This is a genomic window from Neobacillus driksii (assembly GCF_013409995.1).
Classification (GTDB): domain Bacteria; phylum Bacillota; class Bacilli; order Bacillales; family Cytobacillaceae; genus Neobacillus; species Neobacillus driksii.
Window position 1 is genome coordinate 117,085 of the sequence record NZ_JACCBX010000005.1, and the last position, 22,209, is coordinate 139,293.

Genomic DNA, 22,209 nt, shown 5'->3' on the forward strand with positions numbered 1-22,209 from the left:
TAGTTCAATAATTGCAGTGCTCGCAAAATGTCGTCCTATTATTCAAATTTCCCTTTCTTGTTACAATTCCCTTTCCAGGCTAACTAGATAATCAAAACCGATTTTTAAACTTTCAAAGATTCCAATTCTAGAATAATCCTGTTCAACACAATAATATTCAACACCATTTTCCTCGCCCCATTGAACAACCGATTTCATGTCAATTTCACCGCTGCCAACCTCGATTAAGTTGTTTTCCATATCGTTCAAATCATATCCAGATTGATAATCCTTTAAGTGGAGGATAGGGGCTCTCCCACTATACTTCTTTATAGTTTCAACTGGATTTTCACCAGCAATAGTCATCCAGTAGGTATCCGGTTCAGGGTAGATACAAATGCCATTTACTGGATCCGTGATAAAATCAATTACCTTCCGTCCATCCACTAAATGATTGTAATCGTATTCAGGGTTATGTATTCCGACCCTAAAACCCAAAGGACTCAACTTTTGAGCAACTTCCAACAAAGTTGCTTTTGTCTTACGGTAACCTTGTTCATTTTGTTCATCATCATCAATATATTTATCGAAAATGGTTTTACAGCCAAACAAATAGACCTCTTCAATAATTCCATCAACATCATTAAAAAAACGTTCATGTTTGATATGCATACCTGCAACTTGAAAATGATATTTTTTAAGTAAAGCAGCAACTTTAAGGGGGTCATTCCCTCTCATTCCGTCCAGCTGAACAGCTTCAAAACCAATTTCACGCAGTCTTCTCAACGTGCCCTCTGCGTCCTCTGCAAATTCTTTTCTTACGGAATACATTTGAGCTGCAATTTTACTTTTAAAATTTTTCATTACAGCTCTCCCCTTTTAAGGTCTAAAAAACGGATTTCATCGGAAGTTAATTCAATCGTAGAACCTGAAATGGAATTTACCAATTCTTCCTTGTTTTCAGAACCAATAAGTGCTGCTGTAGGGAATGATTGATTTAATACATAGGCTAAAGCGATTTGAATAGGACTTGCTTGTTTCTTCTCAGCCACTATTTTTGCACGGTTGAATCTCTCCCAATTTTCTTCGCTATAATAAACATCCGCAATTTCCTGATCCACTATAACTTCCGGAGAAAAGCGCCCTGAGAAAAATCCGCCTGCTTGACTAGACCAAGAAAATAACGGAAGACGTGTTTCTTCATGCCATTTCACCATTTCACTGTTTGCGGATACGCAATTTTCCCAACGTGGCTTTAAAGGTTTGGCTAAACTTAAGTTTGGACTATTGAAGCTTAGACGTGTCAATCCATTTTCTTTTGCATACGTATCAGCTTCTATAATTCTATCTAACTCCCAATTCGAAAGCCCAATTGCATATATTCTTCCAGCCTCCACCTGTTTGTGAAGGGCCTCCATAATGAGTCCAACAGGTTTGGTTGGATCATCCCTATGCAAGGCATAAAGTTCAACATGATCTGTTTTTAAATATTCTAAACTGGTCATTAAGTCTTCTTCGATTGCTTCCGGTGTTACTCTTGGTTGATTAGCATTTTCCCTTATAGGATGGCAGCCCTTAGTAAAAATATTTATCTTGTCTCTATTGCCTCTCATATCCATCCATTTTCCTAACGCCTTTTCACTATGACGGTAATGTCTTGCCGTATCAAAGGTATTTCCACCAAGAGCCATATATTCATCTAGAACGGGTGCGGCAAAATCTATATTGTCGAGTCTCAAAAAATCGCCGGATCCCATCACAATATTTGAACATGAAAGAGAAATGGGATGCTGCTTTCTGGTTCCGACAATTGTAATATTTTTCATTTTTCTTCCTCCAATAATGTTTAAAAGTCTAAGTCAAGGTCAGCATATTTGTCATCAACCTTATTGTTTTGCTGCTCTACACTTTTCTCATAAAGCTTAAAAAAAGGATAATACATCAATATGGCAAGTAGAAATACACCGATTATCAACAATAATACTCGCCAGTCCATGGTAGATAGTAATTGAGCAATAGGAATGGGCGCATCTGCAACATGAACGACTGGTATATTAACAAACCCCCACTTAAATACAAACCATTGAAGCGTTGCTAATATAGGGGTTCCAATTACAAATGGAATAAACAAGTAGATATTAAAAGTAATAGGCAATCCATATAGAATGGGTTCAGTAATTGAAAAAAGACTAGGAATGATGGAAGTTTTACCCACACTTTTGATTTCCTTCACTCTACTGAATAAAGCTAGTATGACCAGTGCACCTGCAAAACCAGCCCCTGATAAACTAGCAAAGTAGTCCCAAAAGTTAGGGGTGAAAATATATTCAGGTTGACCTCCGTTCATCAATGCCGAAATATTTTCCCCCAAATAATAGGTGGCAAATGGAAGTACAAAGCCAGCTAAAACAGCATAACCATTTATTCCGATGAACCAAAAAAGCATCTCGAGGAAGACGATGATAAATACCATAACCGGAGTATCAATCGATTTAATTCCCCAAAACAAATGGCCAAACATATACTCTGATATATTTGATTGTTCAGTTGTTCTTTCAATTAAAAAATTTACTGCCAGAAAAAGAAATGAGAGTAAAACAATTGGCATGATTAATTGAAAGGTATGGACACTGCCTTCAGGGATATGTTTAAATTTTGCTGTTAAGTTATATTTAGTACATTTATTTAATACTTCAACTGTCAATAAGGACACAATTAAAGCCACTAATAAACCTTCTGAATTAAAATTTTCATATTGTATTCCACTAGTAGTAATCCCGCCAATTGCAACTCCAACTGTAAAAACACTTGAAAATATCGACGGTATGATCTGGGTCTCAATTCTTTTAGCATGTCTATATGAAATAGCTATGGCAGCATAAATTGAGAGCATACCATATGTAAGTTGAACCGGAATTTTAAAAATGATTAAATCTAACTGCCTGAAGCTTCCATAGTTTTGCTGAAGATATTGTAAAATGATATAAAAAACCAAGAAAAACGATCCAATTAATAAGACAGGAGTGATATCCTTAAATCCATTTTTAATAGAAGCCAAATACTTTTGCTTTTCGACTTTCCCAGCCATAGGAGCAATTGCCTTTTGTATTTTAGTTATCCGTTTTTCTAAATAACTATAGAGTAATTTCATTGAAACTAGCTCCTTTAATTATTCCTTTGAGAGTCCATTAAAATAGCTTGTTTTAAAATATTTGCTCCATTCATAGTTCCGTAGTCTTTTGTATTAATAATTTCTAAAGGTTTTTGATAAGAATCTGCAATTTCCTTTAGTTCATCAAAGCGATGTCCAATTTGAGGACCGAGAAGCAATACATCAAAATTAGATATATATTCGTTTAATTCACCAGCTGGGCGAGCCTCTATTTTAATATCTTTATCCCTTAGTTTCTCACTTTTGCTAACAATATCCCTCATCGTAGAAACTAAAATCCCTGTTGAGGCACCTAAATTACAAAGCAATAGAATATGCAGCTTATTGCTAATCTTCATTTTATCTCTCTCCATTCTTTAAAGTTTGAAACATTTTAATCATTTCTTTCACAATCGTTGACATAAGGATTGTGTTCATAAGTGTATCCTGTGCATGAATTAATAAGACTGAGAATTCATTTTTACCGCCATTTGCTTCCGTAACAATTAATTGAGTTTGTAATTTATGGGCTTCATTCATTAATTTCTCTGACTCTTTGATACTTTGCTCTGCCATTTCTGGATTACCAGTTCGTACATATTCCAGTGCCTTTACAAGAATTGAAAATGCCTCTCCTGCTTTTGAAATCATCTCAAACGATACCTGTCCATTTTCCATAAATATCACCCTTTAACTATAAATTGTCGCAATAATCAAATCGTATATTTCTGTATTTGAATTTAAATTAATTAACTCTTCAACCTTTTCATGATCTAATGCTAACTTTGCTATATTTTCAACTAGCATATGGGTGTCTTTTGATTTAAAAGCTAAAGTAAAAATTAACTTAATCGGTTTTTCGAATCTATCATTTATATTGATTCCGTTTGGTAATATCGTAATCCACATGGAATCTTCAATAACGCCATCCTCCATCCCTGCATGGGCAATCATCACCCCTGGGGCAACTACCATATAGGGACCAAACTTTCTCAAATTTGTAATAATTTTATTTTCGTAGCTTTTTAGAATGAGCTCATTTTTTATTAAAGAACTTGTTCCAATTTTGATTGCTAAATCCCATCTATTGCTTGGAATTGTTTTGTCCTTAGTAATACTTGTCTCATTAAAGTGAATTCTGCGAGTTTCCTTTTTAGGTACTCTTGTTTCACCTTTTGATAGGATATTTATTAAGTCTAATTCTAGTTTGCTTAAATTCGTAATGCTGCTGGTATTTTCTCGAATCGTTTTCATTATGAGATTAAATTTATCTAGTTCTTTTTTCTCTTTCATAACAAGCTTTAAACTTAAATGCTGTTGTAAAATTTCTAAATCCTTCTTTTGTAAATAATTATTTACTTTTAATATTTTTGAAGATTGAACATCGGGAATATCAATGGTCGTAATAATAAAATCATAATTGTTTAAGTGTTCCCTATTAAACTCCCTAACTGGTAGTGTTTTCACTTCTCCATATTCAAATATTTTCTTAATTTGCGTCATGATCATTTGTGATATTGCTAAACCTTCCACACAAACAATTAAGATTTTCGCTTTCTTTTCTTTACGATCTTCCTGTCTTCTTATTTCAGACGCAAAGTAAATTGAAATAAATGAAATTTCTTGGTCCCCAATTTTCGTATCCAAATATTTCTCAGCATTTTCACATGCAGATTTTGTGGCCAAAAATAGCTCTTTATAGTCTGAGACAAATTCATGAAAGATTGGATTTTTCACAAATATCGATTGTGTCACTCTTTGAACCATTGAATCTATATGAGCTTTTAATTGGGTCATAAAAGAATGATTTGCTGTAAAATCAACATGGTAGGCCTTGCTTATATATTCAACAATTTCTTCGAGGAATTTTGTTGTATTGTTATGGCTGTTATCAGCGGAATGACCTTTCACATTTCCAATGATATTTAATAGTAGGGACTCATGTTCAGACTGTTTTTTTCCATCCTGGATAATAGGATCAAAATGCCACTCATTATTTTCTTTGATAATTTTCATGACAATGATTAGTAGTAAAACGTAATTGCGGTCATCTATTACCTTCCCAATAAACTTTTCGATTTCCTGGCACTCTAGTAAGGCTTGATACAAATAGTCGATTTCAACCAAATTGAATAAAACTAATTCGGCTTGCTTTGAAAAAACCTTTTCATTGTCTATAAGAAAACTGTAAATTTCCCTAATATTAATTAATTCCATTAATGCCCTTGTAAATAAGCTATATTTTTTTATTTTTGGCCCTGAAATGAAATAACCTTTTCTAGTTTGATGAATTAATGATAGATTTTCAGAATAGAGCATTTCTTCAATTACGCTTAAATGATTTAATACAGATGTCCTGGATATAAATAAAATATCTTCAAACTCTGAAACAGGAACGATTTCATCAGCAATTAATAATTTAAGCAGGATGAAATATTGAATCTCTTTCTTTGAGTATTTATACTCTTGAGTGGTCGTAAATTGCTTGAAAAGTCGCAGTTTATTCTTAACCTCATCCTTTTCCAACACCATAATGCCTCTTTTATGATTTTTCTTAATAATGTCCAGCTGGTTTTTGATCAAGAAATTTTCGACATTATTCAGGTCATACCTAACTTGCCTTTCGGTGAGATTTAACTCTTCAGAGATACTCTTGTAAGTAATGAAGTTTTCTTGATTTAGTAAAAAGTCTAATATTTGCAGCTCTCTTTGCTTTAATCTCACCATGATTGCTACCCCCTATTTGTAATATAAAAAAGAATAAGTACTGAAACAATCATCTATGTAACAATTTTTGACGCCTAAAAAACGAAAAGTTATTATTATAAATTACAATAGAAAAAGAGGGGAGAGATGAATCAACAGTTTTAAAGGCATACTCCCCCTCTCCCTTCTATGATCTATTCAAACAGTATCGTTTTAATTTCGAATGGTTTTACAGTTAGTTCCACCACGTCTGAGGTAAACCTTTCCATGATTGGATTTTCCATTAAATCCGTTTCAGTCCATGAATGAAATGGGAAGTTCGGTTTGAATGTTACTTTTTGTGTTCCACCCGTGTAGTCATGGAATCTGACAATGACTCCATCACAATTTTCTCCCTTTTTAATAGCATCAATTGAAATTTTTGGTTCATTCATAAACTCAATCAGCTGCGCAGCATCAAATGGAACTCTTCCTGGCAATGCCTCTAGCGGACAATTGAGTGCCCACGCTTCTTGAACGGTATTAGCCTGAATAAAGTCGCCGCTATGTGGGAATAAGCTATACGTAAATTCATGTAAGCCAATATCTGCTGTAGGATCTGGATCAATAGCACCCTTTAATAATGTTAATCGGATAACATGATCTTTAATATCGTGACCGTATTTAGATTCATTTAACAGGCTAACTCCAAACTGATATTCAGATACATCCACCCATTGGTGGGCAACTGTTTCAAATCGTGCCATATCCCAGCTTGTGTTCCAATGTGTAGGGCGTTTCACATTCCCAAATTGGATATCATAAGTCGCCTCTGTCGTCCGAACGTTGACAGGAAACGCTACTTTCAATAATTGTTGGCGTTCATTCCAATTAACATTTGTTTTAAAATCAATCCGTTTTGTTTTTGAATAGACAATCATCCTTTGCGTCATCGACGATTTTCCAAATTGATAAGTAAATTCAATTTCCACAAACAATGGATTGATTTCCTTTATACTGATATTACTTGCGGTTATTTCTTTCATTTTTTCGGAGTAATAAATATCAATATCCCATGCTTCAAAGTTCATCGGTTTATCTTCAAATAATTGGAACACATTTCCCTTACCTGCAAGCACTTGTCTACCACTTTCTTTATCCAACAGTCCAACTAATTGTCCTTCGTTATTCCATTCAATGACATAAAATGGCGTTTCAACCTTCAGGTCCTCAACTTTAAAACCATTACCTTCAAGGACTACTTCTTCTTTCTTGTTTATTCCTCTAATAGTTTTATAACCTAGTGATGGAATATGTTGAACATATACAAGATAACCATCCGGTAATTCCACAGATTCTAGTAGTGTATTAGACTGATCAACAAAACTCATTTTCTTTTCTCTTTCGGAAATAAAAACAAAGTCACTGCGGTCCCATGCATTACTATTAAAAATAGTCCAATCAAATTGATTATTTTTTACCACTTTACCAAGGAATTCACTTTTTATCGCAGCTAAAATTTCCTGTGCCTCACCATATTCGACTTTCGCATCCTCATATACTTCGTGAATAGAGGAACCAGGTATAATATCATGAAATTGATTTCGAAGGATAATCTCCCAACCCTCATGCAGTTTTCCCATTGGATATTCAATCTGTTCTTTTTCTTTTAAGGCCCATAATCTTAGAAATTCTGCGTCCCTGTAACCTAATTCAAGCTTCCGATTCATATGTTTTACAAAGGCTTGGGATGTATAGGTTCCACGATGGTATTCTAAATAAAGCTCTCCATCCCAGGTATGTACATATTCATCTGTGTTTTCTACCGTTTCATGCAGTTTCTCAAAGTATTGCTTGGCAGAACCTGTCTTAACATGAGGAAGACCCGGAATTTTATCCAATCTTCTCCTTTGTTCAAGCATTTCTCTATTTACCCCGCCTCCGCCATCTCCATGGCCATAACTTAGAAGCAGCTCTTGATTAATGTTCTTATCGATATAGTTATCATAGGTTCCTTTAACCGTTTTTGGTTCTAAAACGCCATTATACGTATAGTGGAATGAATCCGTATTATAGTCCTCTGGTTCAGGTGTTGTAATGAAATGCGTCAATATTTCGCTTCCATCAATACCCTTCCACCAAAAAGTATCATGTGGCATTCTGTTAAATTGATTCCAGCTGATTTTTGTGGTCATAAAGGTTTTTAGATTGGATTTAACCAAAATTTGCGGCAATGCCCATGAATATCCAAAAACATCAGGTAACCATAAATAATTAGGTTCTTTACCAAATTCATTTTTCATGAATTGAGTTCCATATAATAGCTGTCTTACAATCGATTCACCTGATGGAATGTTACAATCTGCTTCCAGCCACATACCGCCGTCAATTTCCCACAATCCATCTTCAATTCTTTCCTTGATTTGCTCGAAGATTTCTGGATAATCTTTTTTGATATAAGAATATAATTGTGGCTGTGATTGTAAAAAGTAGTAGTCTGGATATCGCTCCATCAATCGTAAAACCGTAGAAAATGATCTAGCTGCTTTTTCCCTCGTATGTTTTAATCTCCATAACCAAGCTACATCGATATGAGTATGGCCAATAGCTGTGACTGTTACAGGTGTATGCTTGTCAAATTTTTCAACTTCACTTTGCAAAGTACGATTTGCAGCCTGACATGATTCATAAAAGAAGGTACTGCCAGGCTCTGACCAATCAATACATTTAAAGGTTTTGGATAATACCTGTTCTAAAGCAACTTTAGCAGGGTCATTTTTATCAAGAATATTCGCCGTTTCTAAAACCATTTTTGCTGAGTAATATAAATCATCTACATCTGGCTGAAGATAGGCAATATCACTATATTTAAATTCATGCTTACTGATTCTTGGCGGTCCGCCGCCTTCTAAGCCTGACCATAATTTCAAGCTCAACTCAATCGTAGTACCATAAAATTCTTTTCTTAAAAAGACTTCTTTATGGTTGGCATCAACGCCTTGATAGGGAACTCCATTGATAAAAAGTAAGGATTCAAAGCCGGAATTTGTTCCGCCATCTGTTTTTCCAAAATCAAAAAGCAATACAATCTCTTTATCCTTTGTATCTGGAATACTCAGTTCAGTTGATAACCAAATATAATAGTCCCTTCCTGACCATGTATCGCCGCGGCGAAACACTTTCCAGGTTTCGTCTCTTCGTGGCGGGTATTTTTCTGATTTTGTTTCATCCTCTTTATGGTACCAATCATTAATTCCTATACGATTTTGATAACGATAGCTATTTAATTCTTCAATTCTATTTTTTAATTTATCTTGTGTAAAAAACATATTGCATCCGCCTTTCAATAGGACCATTATCAGCTTGTGGCATTACATATGCGCAGCTTCTGAGGTTGGCTGCCAAGCTGACTTCCATATTTTGCTTCCATACTTTTGGTGTAAATAACAGACTGCACCAATTGAAATAATAATCAAGGGAGGAAAAATAATACTAGAACCAATGAATATGAAATAACAAATTCCTATAACAAAGGAATAAGGAAATTTAACAAAAGTCATTATAATACTTTTCCGCAGCATCTCTTTCACTGGCTCTTCTTTAGTGGTCATTACGAACATATAATTTATCATACTAAACGTTATAACCATTAAGAAAAATATGGACAGAGAATAGATCAAGATACTAGTAAGACGAGTAGTAGTTTGGGCAATTTCAAAGTTTAGCAGACCAAGTAAATAGAAAAAGCAAAGGATGACTTCAGCTATTAATCCTTTAAAAAAGGACGCTTTAAAGTTAGCTATGAAGAGCTGAAACAAGTTACCTGAAGCGACTCCTGTAGTTTTCTGATGGAAAACATGAATACCGGCAGAAAAGGAAGCAACTATGGTAATGATAGGCAATGAGAAAGTTAAGATTAATAGACTTAACAATATGGTATCCATTACTTTATCTAGTAAAGAAAAGAATTTATCTTTATTCATTACTCTTTAACAGCTCCATCCGTAATACCTGCCATGAGCTGCCTGCTAAAGAAGAAGAATATGAGCAGTACCGGTATAGTACTTATTAATGTACCAGTGATGACAAGTGGATAATCTGTAAAATATAACCCTTGTAATCTTGTTAAAGCCAGTGATATTACATATTTCGACTCATCATTTAATATAATTAACGGCCATGTATAATTATTCCAGGCACCAATAAACGAGTAAATTGCTAAGAAAGACAAGGCCGGTTTTAATATAGGAATACCAATTCTCCAATAGGTCCCAAATGTACTACATCCATCCATCTTTGCGGCTTCGATAATACTATCTGGAATTGCATTTTCACAATACTGCTTTATCCAGAATATCCCAAATGCATTCGCCATTCCTGGTATGATTAATGCATTATAAGAGCCCACCCAGCCCATCCAATCCATCATGATAAATTGCGGGATGATGTTGATTTGCCCTGGGATCATCATGGTCGCTAGCAAAAACACAAACAGTATTTTCTTTCCTTTGAACTTCATTTTCGCAAATGTATATCCTGCTAAAGAATCAAAGAACAGAATCAGTATCGTGGATACAACAGCATAAAATACCGTATTCAAAAAAGCTTGAAAGAAATTGGTTTCTGTTAAGACAATGATGGTATTTTCTATTAAATGTCCACCTAATGTTAAATAGGGAGGAATAGCAAAAATCTCACTATTGGTTCTACTTGCCATAACAATCATCCAATAAAAGGGGAATAAAGAGAAAATAGCTCCAACAATTAATGTAAACCTTATAACAATAGTAGAAAGTGATAATTTCTTCATTAGTCATCCTCCCCCTTTATTCTGTAAGATGTTAAGTACCAGTTAATTAAGGAAATAATTAATATGATGACAACTAATCCCCAGGTGATAGTTGAGCCATATCCATATCTACTTTGCAGGAATGCGGTTTGGTAAATATAGTACACAATGGTTAACGCGCCTCCCTCAGCTGTTGCATTGGTTGGAACGAGTACTTGTGCTTCAGCAAATACTTGTAAACCTCCAATGGTAGACATCATCACTGTGAATAAAATAATGGGTTTTAATAATGGGACTGTTATTTTGGTGAATAATTGATAGTTTGAAGCGCCGTCAATGATGGCTGCTTCATAATAGTCTGCTGAAATTTTTTGCAAGCCACTAAAGTAAATAATCATGTTGTAACCTAGATATTGCCAGATACCAACTAATGCAATAATAATTCGAATCCAGAATGGGCTATCAATAAAAGCAATCGGTTCCTTCCCTAACAATTCCAAAACTGCATTGATTAATCCACTCTGATTGGAAAATATAAGCCCAAAAAGAATCGTGACTGCCACTACCGATGTAACATAAGGTAAGAAAAAGGTTGTTTTATAAAATTCCTTTCGCTTAACGATACTAAGATTAATTAAGAAAGCTAACACTAGAGCGATAACTAGCATTGGAACGGTTTGGATAACCCAAATGATCAGCGTATTTTTTATCGATAACCAAAAGTCTGTATCGGCTAATAAAGTCTTAAAGTTTTCTAATCCAGTAAATTGTACATCTCCAATACCATCCCATTTACTAAATGCTAGGATAGCAGAAAAGACAATGGGGAATAATCCAAAAATAAGAAAGAGTATATAAAATGGAGCTATAAATATATAAGGAGTTGCCTTTTCTGAAATTTTGCTGTATTTATCCTTAAAACTCTTCTTATCTTTCACATCATTGATCGTATCATCCATGACTTTCACCTCATATTGTGGCTTGTTAACCTATTTTCAAATATATTTTAAATTTTCATGATAGCGAGCTATTACTATCCACGAAAATCATATTTTTCTACTTTTATGGAATAGTGAAATATTTTCAAGAGTTTCTATTTAAAGAAATGGAGAGATAGTAAATGGAAGTAACATGACTTATTGATGTATATGTAAACGTTAAAAAAGAAGATAGAGATTAAGCATGTAAAGAACTGCTTAATCTCTATTTATTATTTCAATACTTCTGCTTTCTTTACTGCATCATTCCAAGCTTTCTCAGGATCCTTACCTTGTGATTCTACTAAGCTAATTTGATCTTCGAAATAGGTGAATGCAGAGGTGTCTCTTGTATCACGATAAACGTAAGTAATATTTTCAGCCGCATCAATAAAGTACTCATTTACATCTTGTCCACCAAAGAATTCATCCTTACTAATCATTTCTGGCTTTTCATAGATACTTTTTAATGAAGGGAAAAGACTATTTTCGGTTAAGTTAGCTAATTGGCTTTCTTCATTTGTTAAATATTTCACTACCTCAACAGCTTCTTTAGGGTTAGCTGTATTTCCTAATACTGCTAAATAAGATCCGCCTTGGTTTGAGTAACCACCTGGAGTCTTAGCAATACGCCATTTTCCAGCAGACTTGTCTGCATCCTTTACATCCATTACACCCCAAGAGGCTCCGATATAGGCACCATACATTCCTTCGTTTATTGCATTCACATTATCAATGGAATTTGACTTGGTTCCTAATGTATAACCTGCATCAATTGCTTTAACGACGAAATCCCATGCGTCTTTCAATTGACCGTCCGCTAGAGTTAATTCTCCTTTTTCATTATACATACCTGAATCTAGTGCTCTGTATTGTTCTCCGAGTAGTCCGACAGCTGAGAGGAACATAGGTTTCCCAATTGCTTCATTCATTTTTTTGGCTGCCTCTAAATAATCTTCCTTCGTAACAATCAAATTTGAAACTTCTTTTGGATCGGTAGGAAGTCCAGCTTCTTCAAACAAATCGACACGATAGAACAATCCAGTAGGACCAATATCCAATGGCATTGCAATCATACTCTTTTTATCGCCGGTTTTAGCTGCTTCCCATTTCCACTCAACATATTGGTCAGCTATTTTATCAGCATCATATTCCAATAAGTTTACAAATTTATCAGCGTAAGGGAGGAAATCTTGAATATTACTGTTAACAGTTGCAATATCTGGGGCTGATTTGGAATTCAAGCTTGTTTTTAATTTAACATCATAATTATTATCCGCTGGTAATTCAACAAAGTTTAATTCATAATCTGGAAAAGCCTTCTTTGCTGCATCCATGGAACCTTTACTGATTGCCCCAACATAATAATTAATGGTTAATTTGACTTTACCATCTGATGTTTTACTGCCGGCTTCGTCAGAACCTGAGCATCCAGCTAAAACTAACATTAAAACCAGTAAACTACTAAGAAATCCGAAAAACTTTTTTCTTTTTCTCATTAATTTTTCCCCCTACTAATTTAATAGAATAAATTCACCTTTATGGCTCATTTACATATTAATCTTACAAATTAATGACGGCGCTTTCAAAGGGTCGAATAACACTTTTTGTCATCGAATATTCTCTAAAAAAGTTATAAATGTAATCTATTACTTGCAGCTTACAGGATGACCACAAAAATCCAACACTAATTCACAAAACATGGCATTTGCCCATGAGAACCATTCTCTAGTAAAATTCGAAGGATTATCGCAATCAAAGGATTCGTGTGCTTGTTTTGTATTGGCATCGTTCTGGCATATAAGCTGAATTTTCTCCCACTTTTCCTCCTGACTGCTGGCGGTAATTCCTTCTACGGCTAGAGAAATGGGCCAAACATACCCTTTTGGTGTGTGCGGGCTTCCTATGCCGCTCGCATATCGTCCTTTATAGTAATATGGATTTTGCTCACTTAAAATAAATGCCCTTGTTGACTGATAGATTCTATCTGCCTTTGAATGGTTCGTTAGCATAGGTAAGGACAACAAGCTTGGCATATTACTATCATCCATAAGCAAGGAATTTCCTAATCCATCTGCTTCGTACACATAAATCCATTCCCCAGCATCATTTTTTATTAGTCCATATTGCTGAATGCCTCGCTCAATTTCTACTGATAAATTCTTTGCAGCTATTTGTAAAGTAGCATCCTGATAAACATCCTCAAAGATTTCGGACAGCATTTCTAAAACTCTTACAGCAAATAAATTACTAGGGATTAAATAATGATAAAAACACGCATCATCACTTGGTCTAAAGCCCGACCAGGTCATTCCCGTATAGCCAACTGGAGATCCTTTTCCATCAGACTTAAGTTCATTTGTGCCTGGCCTTTGAAACGTATAACTAGAAAAATCTGTATGGTTTTGTTCTACTTTCCAAAGAGATATAACCGTTTGTGCTGCCTTCTTAAAAGAATCTGTAAAAACACTAGTCTTCCCTGTATACTTCCAAAATTGATAGGCTAATTGAAACGGAAAACATAAAGAATCCACTTCATACTTTCGTTCCCAGATGGAGGGCTTTTGCAATGGTATATCATCATCCCATCTGTTCCCATTTGGGCCCTCATTAAAGGCATTAGCATAAGGATCCTGTAAAATAAACTGTATTTGACGTTTGCTCACACCTTCAACCAAACGATCTATTTCCTCATATTTACCTAAGAAGAGCAAATACGGTCTTAATTGCAGAGTACTATCTCTTAACCACATGGCAGGAATATCCCCTGTTACCAAAAATACAGTTCCATCATCCAAATAGTTGGTTGTTTTTGTTAATGTATCACCAAAACAATTTTCAAACATATCGACCACTTTTTGATCTTGAATCTGATTTCTTACCATCTTATTTGCTTCTGATAGAATTTCTTTATACAACCTGTCTCCTCCTCTACAGGGCATTATTTGCTACCTGGTGAAAGGGTTTCATGATTCTCTGTCTATTCTTGAAAGTGGCAACCTTCGAGACATTTCGCTCTAGCAGCATATTTTTAATTTGATCGGAGAAAATGCCGATATCATTTGGAAAATGAGAGTCAGATGATGTGGTAAAGAGAACCCCGTAATCAACTAATATATCTAAAAACCGCGAACTCGGGCACATTTCTTTCACAGGATAACGATAATACAAGCCTGGATTAATTTCTGTTGCCACATCCATTTCAACCAATGCTTGGGCAACCTCTTTATATGAATCAATTAATAAATCTTCGTTGGGACGATAGTTAAAAACTTTAAGATTATCTAAATGAGCAACAATATCAAATAATCCGCTTCTCGCTGCTTTTTTAACGGTCTCGAAATGATTTTTATAGAGTTCCACTAAATCATATTCTTGAAATTTTTCTTGAAGCTCTGGATTATCAAAGCCCCATCCATTATAAAAATGGACAGAACCAATAACATAATCAAATTGATATTTGCTTAAAAGGTCGCTTAACTCCTTTTCACCGCCTGCAAAGTAATCGGCTTCAATTCCTAGTCTTAATGTAACAGCATTTCTTTCCCATTCTTCCTTTGCTGAATCAATCATCGTGATAAATTCGTCGAAATTTCTTACCATCACCTTATTAAGCCAATCTAACTGCCTTACGCCAATAGTCTTCGATTCGAGGTCCATATATTTTCTAAAATAATCTCTAGTTTCTTTAAAACGATATAAGTGGTCGACAATCCCTACTTCCTTCAGCCCTTTATTCAAAGCCTCTTGTAAATATAAATCTAGCCACCACTTTGAATATTCTGTTTCTGATAAGCGGTTAGCAATCGTATTCATCGATTGAATTAACCATTCTTTGGTGTGTCTTTCTCCTTTAATCGGTTCAAAATGCTCGATCGCCTTTAATGTTCTTTCCACAAAAGATAGGGAATATGGTCCTTCTTCAAGATGAACATGATAATCTACTTTCATTCGTTCACATTCCTTCCTTTTTAGATTTTTTAGATAATTACGTTTGGACTAAGGGACTGTCTCACTTATAGTGCAAATATTTTTCCGTTTCGATAATCCTGGTGTCAAAAGGCTTTTCTTCATATACCGTGATAACCCGCGCACCACGATGGAGTTCACCGTAGCAATTAAAACCGCTAATTCTTCCAAAGCACAATTTAATTCCCTGAAAATCCGCAACAAAATCATTGTCGTGATCGTGTCCACAAAAGACACCTGCAACATTCCCATTTAATAATAAGGATGTAAATAAACCAGTATTCACCTCTGGGGATGAAATATCTTCATATTTAGTCCCACTTACTTGGCCCTTAGTGAACGCATCCTTATATTCAGGAAGTGGTATGTGAAGAATGAGTAAATCCTGTTTGAAATTCTTGGTTCTATTTGTATATTTTTTGGATACTTCATTAAACCAGGTAACCTGATTCGGGTGAACAAATTCATATTGGCCAATTTTCAACGGATCTTCTGCTCCACTGTCAATAAAGTACAATACGTTCGATATTTCACCAGCCTGATTTTTTATTTCAACACAGTAAGATTCTCGGTCCTCAACTACATGCAGGTTTTTCTTCTCTACTAACAAAACAATTTGATCTTCTAACATACGTAAATCAGAACGGCTAATTCCTTCCTCTGTATCATGATTTCCATATGTAATGGCAATCGGTTTTTCCAAATCATTTAAAACCTGTATTAACTCCTCAAAACTAGCTTTTGGATCTGGAACCCCTTCTGACCAGATTAAGTCACCACTAATGACAATTAAATCCGGATTAGCTTTATCCGCCATATCTTTTATGTGATCAAATGTAAATAAGTCTCGTTCATTAAATGGCATTGAACCAATATGCAAATCAGTTAATTGTAAAATAGTAAAGGTACCATCTTTTCCAATACATAATTCCATTACTCTCTCACTCCAAATAAATAGATTTATAGATTTATCTTCATTCCCAGATTATATCATCACAATTTAGGTACAGAATGCTCTTAATAACACAATTTGTCGAAGTATATCAACAAAATAGTTATTTACGAATTAAATACCATGTCAAGCAGCACTCTCTAATTCAACTTTAACAACTCCATCCATGCTATTAGTGAAATTGTAGAGACTTGTAACACTTTGTTTGTAATGGATTCCAATCTGAAGATTGATTTGATATCCCCCTTCATTGTTATTACGAATACTCAACCGATAAATAGAAAAATGATCATTCCGAATTTCATTTATGATTTCGTCTAAATATTTATTTTCCGAAACAACAATCCTCAATGTTACTTCTTGATCTCTCAACTGTTTAGGCCCTATGAATTTCATGACAAGAGGAGTCAGCTGCACACTTATCAAAATAAACAATGCACCCGTAATGGCTTCAAAATAAAAACCTACTCCAACTGCAATACCAATGCCTGCTGCTCCCCATATAATGGCAGCAGTTGTTAATCCTGAAATGCTATCATTTCCCCTTTTTAAGATCACACCCGCACCTAAAAATCCAATTCCAGAGACAATTTGTGCAGCTAAACGCAGTGGATCCATTGTGACGGCCACACCTAGCTCCGAACGGGGGGCTATATAGGCAGCCTCATACGAAACAATGGTTAAAAGACAGGAAACAATGGATATCACTAAACATGTTTTTAAACCCACTGGTTTTCTTTTAAGTTCCCGCTCTAAACCTATCATCAACCCTAAGACAGCTGTAATTCCAAATTTCATTAATACATCCATGTTAAAAGTAAGATATTCCCACACCTTATTCACCCTCAAATTGATATTGTTAGTACGAAATTCCCCCTTAACGATGAATCTTTAAAATAGATATAGAAAAAAGAAGGGAAAATACCCTTCCTTCTCTTTATCTAGACTGGAATATTTATTCGTGCACAGACAGGATAATGATCAGATGGATACATGTTATCCACCTTAGAATAAATGATGCTGCCACTCTTTATTTGTGCGGTTTTGGATACAAATATATAGTCGATGGGTTCGCCTTGATATCCACCTTCAAAATCATGAAATGTTTTTCTTAAGGTCTCATGCCTATCCATAGTTGAAAAAACACTCGTGAATTGGGGATCTTCCTGCCAAAATCTTACTTCCTCGCTGTTAGGATACGCATTAAAATCTCCCATCAACATGTGTGGAAGATAGTCCTCTCGATTCAATGTATCCATATATTGCTTAATAACCCGGACACCGTTAACGCGTGCTTCTTTACTCATATGATCCAAGTGAGTATTAAATACTCTGAATTTATTAGGTTGGTCTAGACAGTGAAATTCACCCCATGTACAAATTCGGGGCAATGATGAATTCCAACTGCTGCTTCCTTCTATTGATGGTGTCTTAGACAACCAAAAAGTCCCACTATTTATAACCCGAAACATGTCTTTTCTAAAAAATATAGCACTATGCTCATCATTACTTCTTCTCGGTTTCCCAAACCAATCATAATCAGGGAGCCTTCTAGCAAAATCTGTTATCATGGTCGGAAGCAATTCCTGTGTACCGATAACGGCTGGCTGTGTCTGTTCTAGGATATGAACGATTTTCCCTATCCGGTTAGTCCAGCTGTTTATTCCATCAGAGGCATTATCATACCTTAAATTAAATGTCATGATTACGATATCCATATTTCTCCATTCACCTGCTAAGCTTTATAATTAGAGCCGAATTCTCTTATTTTAGCTTTCAGTTACGTTAAAGTGGCCAACAGCATATTTGGCTTCTTTTGCATATGAAAAGCATTTCACCCATTGGCACTAAATTCTTACGGTTACAGCCATTGGTATCAAACCTTTCTTCACACATAACAGTGAACGGACAAGGGGTATTCATAGAATAAAGCGTAATTAATATTGCTTAGCTTTATTTCTCATATCCACCTTGTCTTGGTAAATCTTTTGAACCTCTTCATTCAGAGATACTTCCGCTATGCCGACATTCCACCAACTCTCATACCCATCAGTCATGGTTTTTGGCAGAACCTTCACTTCAATAAACGTAGACTTGTTTTGTTTTTTCGAATCTTCAATGGCTGCTTTTAAATCCTCTAATGTAGTAGCATGATAGGCTTTTGCACCATAAGCTTCTGCCACCTTTGCATAATCAATATTCAGGATTTGATTATCAAATGTTCTAAATTCTGTACCATAGCTGCTGCTTCCATTTCCCATTTGCAAGTTATTGATGCAGCCAAACCCAGCATTGTCGAAAAGAATCACATTAATTTTTTGCCCATATTGAATGGCTGTAATCAGTTCAGAATGTAACATCAAGAAACTTCCGTCACCTACTAGTGAGTACACTTCTTTATCTGGTTGGGCTAACTTCACCCCTAATGCACCGGATATTTCATAACCCATACAAGAATAACCGTATTCTACATTATAAGTATTGGGCACCTCCGGATTCCAAATCCGCTGTACATCACCTGGAAGCGATCCTGAAGAGGCAACAATAATACTGTCAGAATCAATCGAATTATTTACCGTAATTAATGCGGCGGTTTGCGAAAGTTCAGTTTCTAAAGAATCCGCATATTCATTTAGGATTTCTTGAGAAAAGTGACCCTTCACTTCGGGATCGAAATTTTTGCGATGAAAAGTTACTTGACTCAAACGGTCACGTTCTTTAATCCATTCCTCTTTCAAATCAAAAATGGTATTTTCATAATCAGTTTGATAACCTTCTAGTAATGGTGCCAATTGTTCTAAGGTGGTTTTAGCATCTGCTACAACTTGAAAAGCATCTAATTTATAGGCTTGCATTCTACTAACATTAATATTTAAAAATTTTGCTGTTTCAAAATTAAAGCCTGTTTTAGAGGAAGTGGCGAAATCTGTATATCTAGTTCCGATGCCAATAATTAAATCTGCTTGTTGTGCCGCTTTATTTGCTGCTAATGTTCCCGTTACACCTAAACCGCCTAAATTGTACGGAAACCAAGACTCGACCGTCGCTTTCCCAGCTTGTGTTTCGACCAATGGGATCTTATGAGTTTCGGAAAGTTTGATTAATATATCACGCGCTTGAGAATACTTTGATCCGCCGCCCACGACAATAACGGGCCTTTTACTAGATTTCACCAACTCTGCTGCCCCATTTAATTCACGCTGTACAGGTATCGTTCTATCAAGGTAGTGAACCCGTTTTTCAAAGAATATTTCATCATATTCAAATGCTTCACCTTCTACATCCTGAGATATACAAATGGTTGCAGGACCCGCTTTTGCCGGATCTGTCATGACTTCGAAAGCTCGGAGTAGACTTGACATTAATTGTTCAGGACGAGTAATGCGATCCCAATACCTTGAGAGCGGTTTCAACGCATCGTTTGTTGTTACAGCTAGGCTATATTCCTGCTCGACTTGTTGTAAGACGGGATCTGGCTGCCTTGTAGCAAAGGTATCACCCGGCAAAAATAATACGGGAATATTGTTTGCTAATGCTGTACCTGCAGCTGCAGCTAAATTAGCTGCTCCTGGACCAACAGATGTAGTAACAGCAAAGATTTTTTGGCGAAGCATTTGTTTACTATAGGCAATAGCAGCATGGGCCATCCCTTGCTCATTTTTCCCTTGAAATACTTTTAAGTGTCCTGAATCTTGTTCAAGTGCCTGCCCAATACCTAATACATTTCCATGGCCGAACAATGTGAAGATCCCTTCTACGTATGGAAATTCTTCACCATCCACATGAAGATATTGTTGATTCAAAAATTTAATTAATGCTTGTGCCGTTGTTAATTTAATTTTCCCCATCGCTATTTTCACCTCGGAAAGATTGTTCTATTTCTATTTTTTTACGATCTTTCTTTAATCAGCGCTTCAATTTCTGCTGCTGTTGGCATTGCTTCTGAAGAACTATGCTTACTGACAACAATGGCCGCAGAAGCACTGGCATATTTTAATGCTGTTTCAATATCTTTACCAGTAATTAATGCATATAGAAAAGCGGAAGCATATGAATCCCCTGCACCAAATGTTTTTAGTACTTTCGTTAAGTAAGCCAGGCCCTTGCACGTTTCACCAGTTTTTAGATACGCATAAGAACCTTCAACACCATGTTTAATGACAATTAACTCTGGTGAGTAAGCGAACAAATACCGAATTGTTGTTTCATTGTTACCTTCTACAACATTCTCCAACATGTCAAATTCATCGCGAGTACCAATCACCACATTTGCCTGCTCTGCAACAAGTGAATAATAAACGGATACTTCTTCAGAAGATCCCCATGTATATGGCCGATAATCTAATTCAAATACGACTTTCACATCGTTTTGCTTGGCATATTTAATTGCTTTTAACACGGCTTCACGAGATGGACTTTTTGAAAGTGCCGTTCCTGATACAAGAAGAATTTTTGACTTTTTTATATACTCTTCACTTACCTCTGATGGCTGTAAATACAAATCAGCTACATCTTCGCGATACATTAAGATACTGCATTCCTCAGGACTCTTAATTTCCGTAAAAGCAAGCCCAGTCTTATGCCCCTCTCTATCTATCACCATATTAGAAGTATCTACTCCTGCTTCACGCATGTATTGTTCGATAAAACGTCCATGCTGGTCGTCTGAGAGCTTGCCAATAAAACCTGACTTTAATCCTAATTTCGCTGCCCCAATTGCAATGTTAGCAGGCGAACCGCCTACATACTTTTTAAAGGTCATTGTTTCTTCCATTGGCCGGTTATATTCTACCGCATTTAAATCCATACATGCCCTTCCAATCGCAATAAGATCAAATTCACGATCGGTATGAAAATTTATTCTCATTTTTCCAATCTCCTCTAGTTTATTTACGATCTATTATCCATTCATGAGCTGGATCATTATGGAATTTCCAGATTCGCTTTGGACCAGCCATTACGTTTAAATAGTAGGACTCATATCCATCTGGAACGCCTACAGGGTGATAACCTGCCGGCACCAAAACAACATCACCGTTCTCTACTGCCATTGTCTCATCAATGGAGCGGTCATCCGTGTACACACGTTGAAAGACAAAACCTTGTCTTGGATTCATTTCATGATAATACGTCTCTTCCAATAGTGATTCATCAGGGAGTTGATCCTGGTCATGTTTATGGGGAGGATAGCTTGACCAGTTACCGCTTTCAGTAAAAACCTCCACAACTAGCAAACTATTAGCAGATGGATCTGAATCAGGCAAAATATTATGAACTAACCGTTTGTTGCTATACTTACCACGAGTTTCAATACTGTTCTCTTCTGCTTTAATCAATCTCGTCGGCAATTGTGTTTCAGAAGATGAATAACAGAGAACCACTCTTGCTTTTGTTGTTGCCACTATCTCAAAAGTGCGCTCATTTGAAACATAGACACTATCCGTCGGCTTTTTTTCAAAAACACTTGCTCTCGTACCTAGATTTTCAAATGTATGCTCACCATCAGAAACATTGATTTTTCCAGTTAACGCTACAATGCAGCATTCTTCTTTTTCAAGTTCTTGCACATATGCTGCACCAGGGAGTAAATCGACAACTTTAAATCCAACATATTTCAATGGAGAATTATCAGTTGTTACGTCATGAACAATGGTGATTCCATCCTTAGATGACTGGAAAATGGGTTTCCGCAGTAATGTGTTCATTA

19 protein-coding genes are annotated in these 22,209 nt (G+C 35.7%); all 19 read right to left on the reverse strand.

Features of this window, described 5'->3' with window-relative positions; genetic code table 11:
• Window positions 1–60: 60 nt before the first annotated feature.
• Window positions 61–843 carry a sugar phosphate isomerase/epimerase family protein gene (locus F4694_RS12510; RefSeq protein ID WP_179598309.1) on the reverse strand — a complete coding sequence of 261 codons (783 nt, stop codon included), beginning with the start codon at window positions 841–843 and terminating at the stop codon, window positions 61–63.
• Window positions 843–1,805 (reverse strand): aldo/keto reductase, encoded by a 963-nt coding sequence (locus F4694_RS12515; RefSeq protein ID WP_179598311.1) that lies wholly within the window; start codon window positions 1,803–1,805, stop codon window positions 843–845. Before F4694_RS12515 ends, F4694_RS12510 begins: the two co-directional genes overlap by 1 nt.
• Before the next feature lie 20 nt (window positions 1,806–1,825).
• A complete protein-coding gene (locus F4694_RS12520; protein WP_179598313.1) occupies window positions 1,826–3,130 on the reverse strand; it encodes a PTS sugar transporter subunit IIC in 1,305 nt (434 codons plus the stop codon).
• Window positions 3,131–3,144: 14 nt separating this feature from the next.
• Window positions 3,145–3,489, reverse strand: coding sequence for a PTS sugar transporter subunit IIB (locus tag F4694_RS12525; RefSeq protein ID WP_179598315.1), 345 nt, complete (start codon window positions 3,487–3,489; stop codon window positions 3,145–3,147).
• A 1-nt stretch (window position 3,490) separates the two neighbouring features.
• Complete coding sequence (locus tag F4694_RS12530; RefSeq protein WP_179598317.1) at window positions 3,491–3,808, reverse strand: PTS lactose/cellobiose transporter subunit IIA; 318 nt, start codon at window positions 3,806–3,808, stop codon at window positions 3,491–3,493.
• Between the two features lie 12 nt (window positions 3,809–3,820).
• Complete coding sequence (locus tag F4694_RS12535; RefSeq protein WP_179598319.1) at window positions 3,821–5,857, reverse strand: BglG family transcription antiterminator; 2,037 nt, start codon at window positions 5,855–5,857, stop codon at window positions 3,821–3,823.
• Between the two features lie 173 nt (window positions 5,858–6,030).
• The gene (locus tag F4694_RS12540) at window positions 6,031–9,144 is read right to left on the reverse strand and encodes an alpha-mannosidase (RefSeq protein WP_179598321.1); all 3,114 of its coding nucleotides are present in this window, start codon (window positions 9,142–9,144) and stop codon (window positions 6,031–6,033) included.
• A 42-nt stretch (window positions 9,145–9,186) separates the two neighbouring features.
• Window positions 9,187–9,798, reverse strand: coding sequence for a YesL family protein (locus tag F4694_RS12545; protein WP_179598322.1), 612 nt, complete (start codon window positions 9,796–9,798; stop codon window positions 9,187–9,189).
• Window positions 9,798–10,625, reverse strand: coding sequence for a carbohydrate ABC transporter permease (locus tag F4694_RS12550; protein ID WP_179598324.1), 828 nt, complete (start codon window positions 10,623–10,625; stop codon window positions 9,798–9,800). Before F4694_RS12550 ends, F4694_RS12545 begins: the two co-directional genes overlap by 1 nt.
• Window positions 10,625–11,563 (reverse strand): carbohydrate ABC transporter permease, encoded by a 939-nt coding sequence (locus F4694_RS12555; protein ID WP_179598326.1) that lies wholly within the window; start codon window positions 11,561–11,563, stop codon window positions 10,625–10,627. The genes F4694_RS12550 and F4694_RS12555 overlap by 1 nt, the downstream gene beginning before the upstream one ends.
• Window positions 11,564–11,814: 251 nt before the next feature.
• Window positions 11,815–13,080 (reverse strand): ABC transporter substrate-binding protein, encoded by a 1,266-nt coding sequence (locus F4694_RS12560; RefSeq protein ID WP_179598329.1) that lies wholly within the window; start codon window positions 13,078–13,080, stop codon window positions 11,815–11,817.
• Between the two features lie 150 nt (window positions 13,081–13,230).
• Window positions 13,231–14,523 carry a glycoside hydrolase family 125 protein gene (locus tag F4694_RS12565; protein WP_179598331.1) on the reverse strand — a complete coding sequence of 431 codons (1,293 nt, stop codon included), beginning with the start codon at window positions 14,521–14,523 and terminating at the stop codon, window positions 13,231–13,233.
• Window positions 14,513–15,532: a histidinol phosphate phosphatase domain-containing protein gene (locus F4694_RS12570; protein ID WP_179598333.1), complete on the reverse strand. Its 1,020-nt coding sequence runs from the start codon at window positions 15,530–15,532 to the stop codon at window positions 14,513–14,515. Before F4694_RS12570 ends, F4694_RS12565 begins: the two co-directional genes overlap by 11 nt.
• 61 nt (window positions 15,533–15,593) lie before the next feature.
• Entirely contained in the window at window positions 15,594–16,484 is an 891-nt protein-coding gene (locus F4694_RS12575) for a metallophosphoesterase family protein (protein WP_179598335.1), read from the reverse strand.
• 144 nt (window positions 16,485–16,628) lie between these two features.
• Window positions 16,629–17,312 (reverse strand): MgtC/SapB family protein, encoded by a 684-nt coding sequence (locus tag F4694_RS12580; protein WP_179599024.1) that lies wholly within the window; start codon window positions 17,310–17,312, stop codon window positions 16,629–16,631.
• A 131-nt stretch (window positions 17,313–17,443) separates the two neighbouring features.
• Window positions 17,444–18,220 (reverse strand): endonuclease/exonuclease/phosphatase family protein, encoded by a 777-nt coding sequence (locus F4694_RS12585; protein ID WP_179598337.1) that lies wholly within the window; start codon window positions 18,218–18,220, stop codon window positions 17,444–17,446.
• Window positions 18,221–18,439: 219 nt separating this feature from the next.
• Complete coding sequence (gene iolD / locus F4694_RS12590) at window positions 18,440–20,350, reverse strand: 3D-(3,5/4)-trihydroxycyclohexane-1,2-dione acylhydrolase (decyclizing) (protein ID WP_179598340.1); 1,911 nt, start codon at window positions 20,348–20,350, stop codon at window positions 18,440–18,442.
• 41 nt (window positions 20,351–20,391) lie between these two features.
• On the reverse strand, window positions 20,392–21,369 hold the full coding sequence (gene iolC, locus F4694_RS12595; RefSeq protein ID WP_179598342.1) for a 5-dehydro-2-deoxygluconokinase: 978 nt from the start codon (window positions 21,367–21,369) through the stop codon (window positions 20,392–20,394).
• Between the two features lie 19 nt (window positions 21,370–21,388).
• Window positions 21,389–22,207 carry a 5-deoxy-glucuronate isomerase gene (gene iolB / locus F4694_RS12600; RefSeq protein ID WP_179598344.1) on the reverse strand — a complete coding sequence of 273 codons (819 nt, stop codon included), beginning with the start codon at window positions 22,205–22,207 and terminating at the stop codon, window positions 21,389–21,391.
• Window positions 22,208–22,209 lie beyond the last annotated feature (2 nt).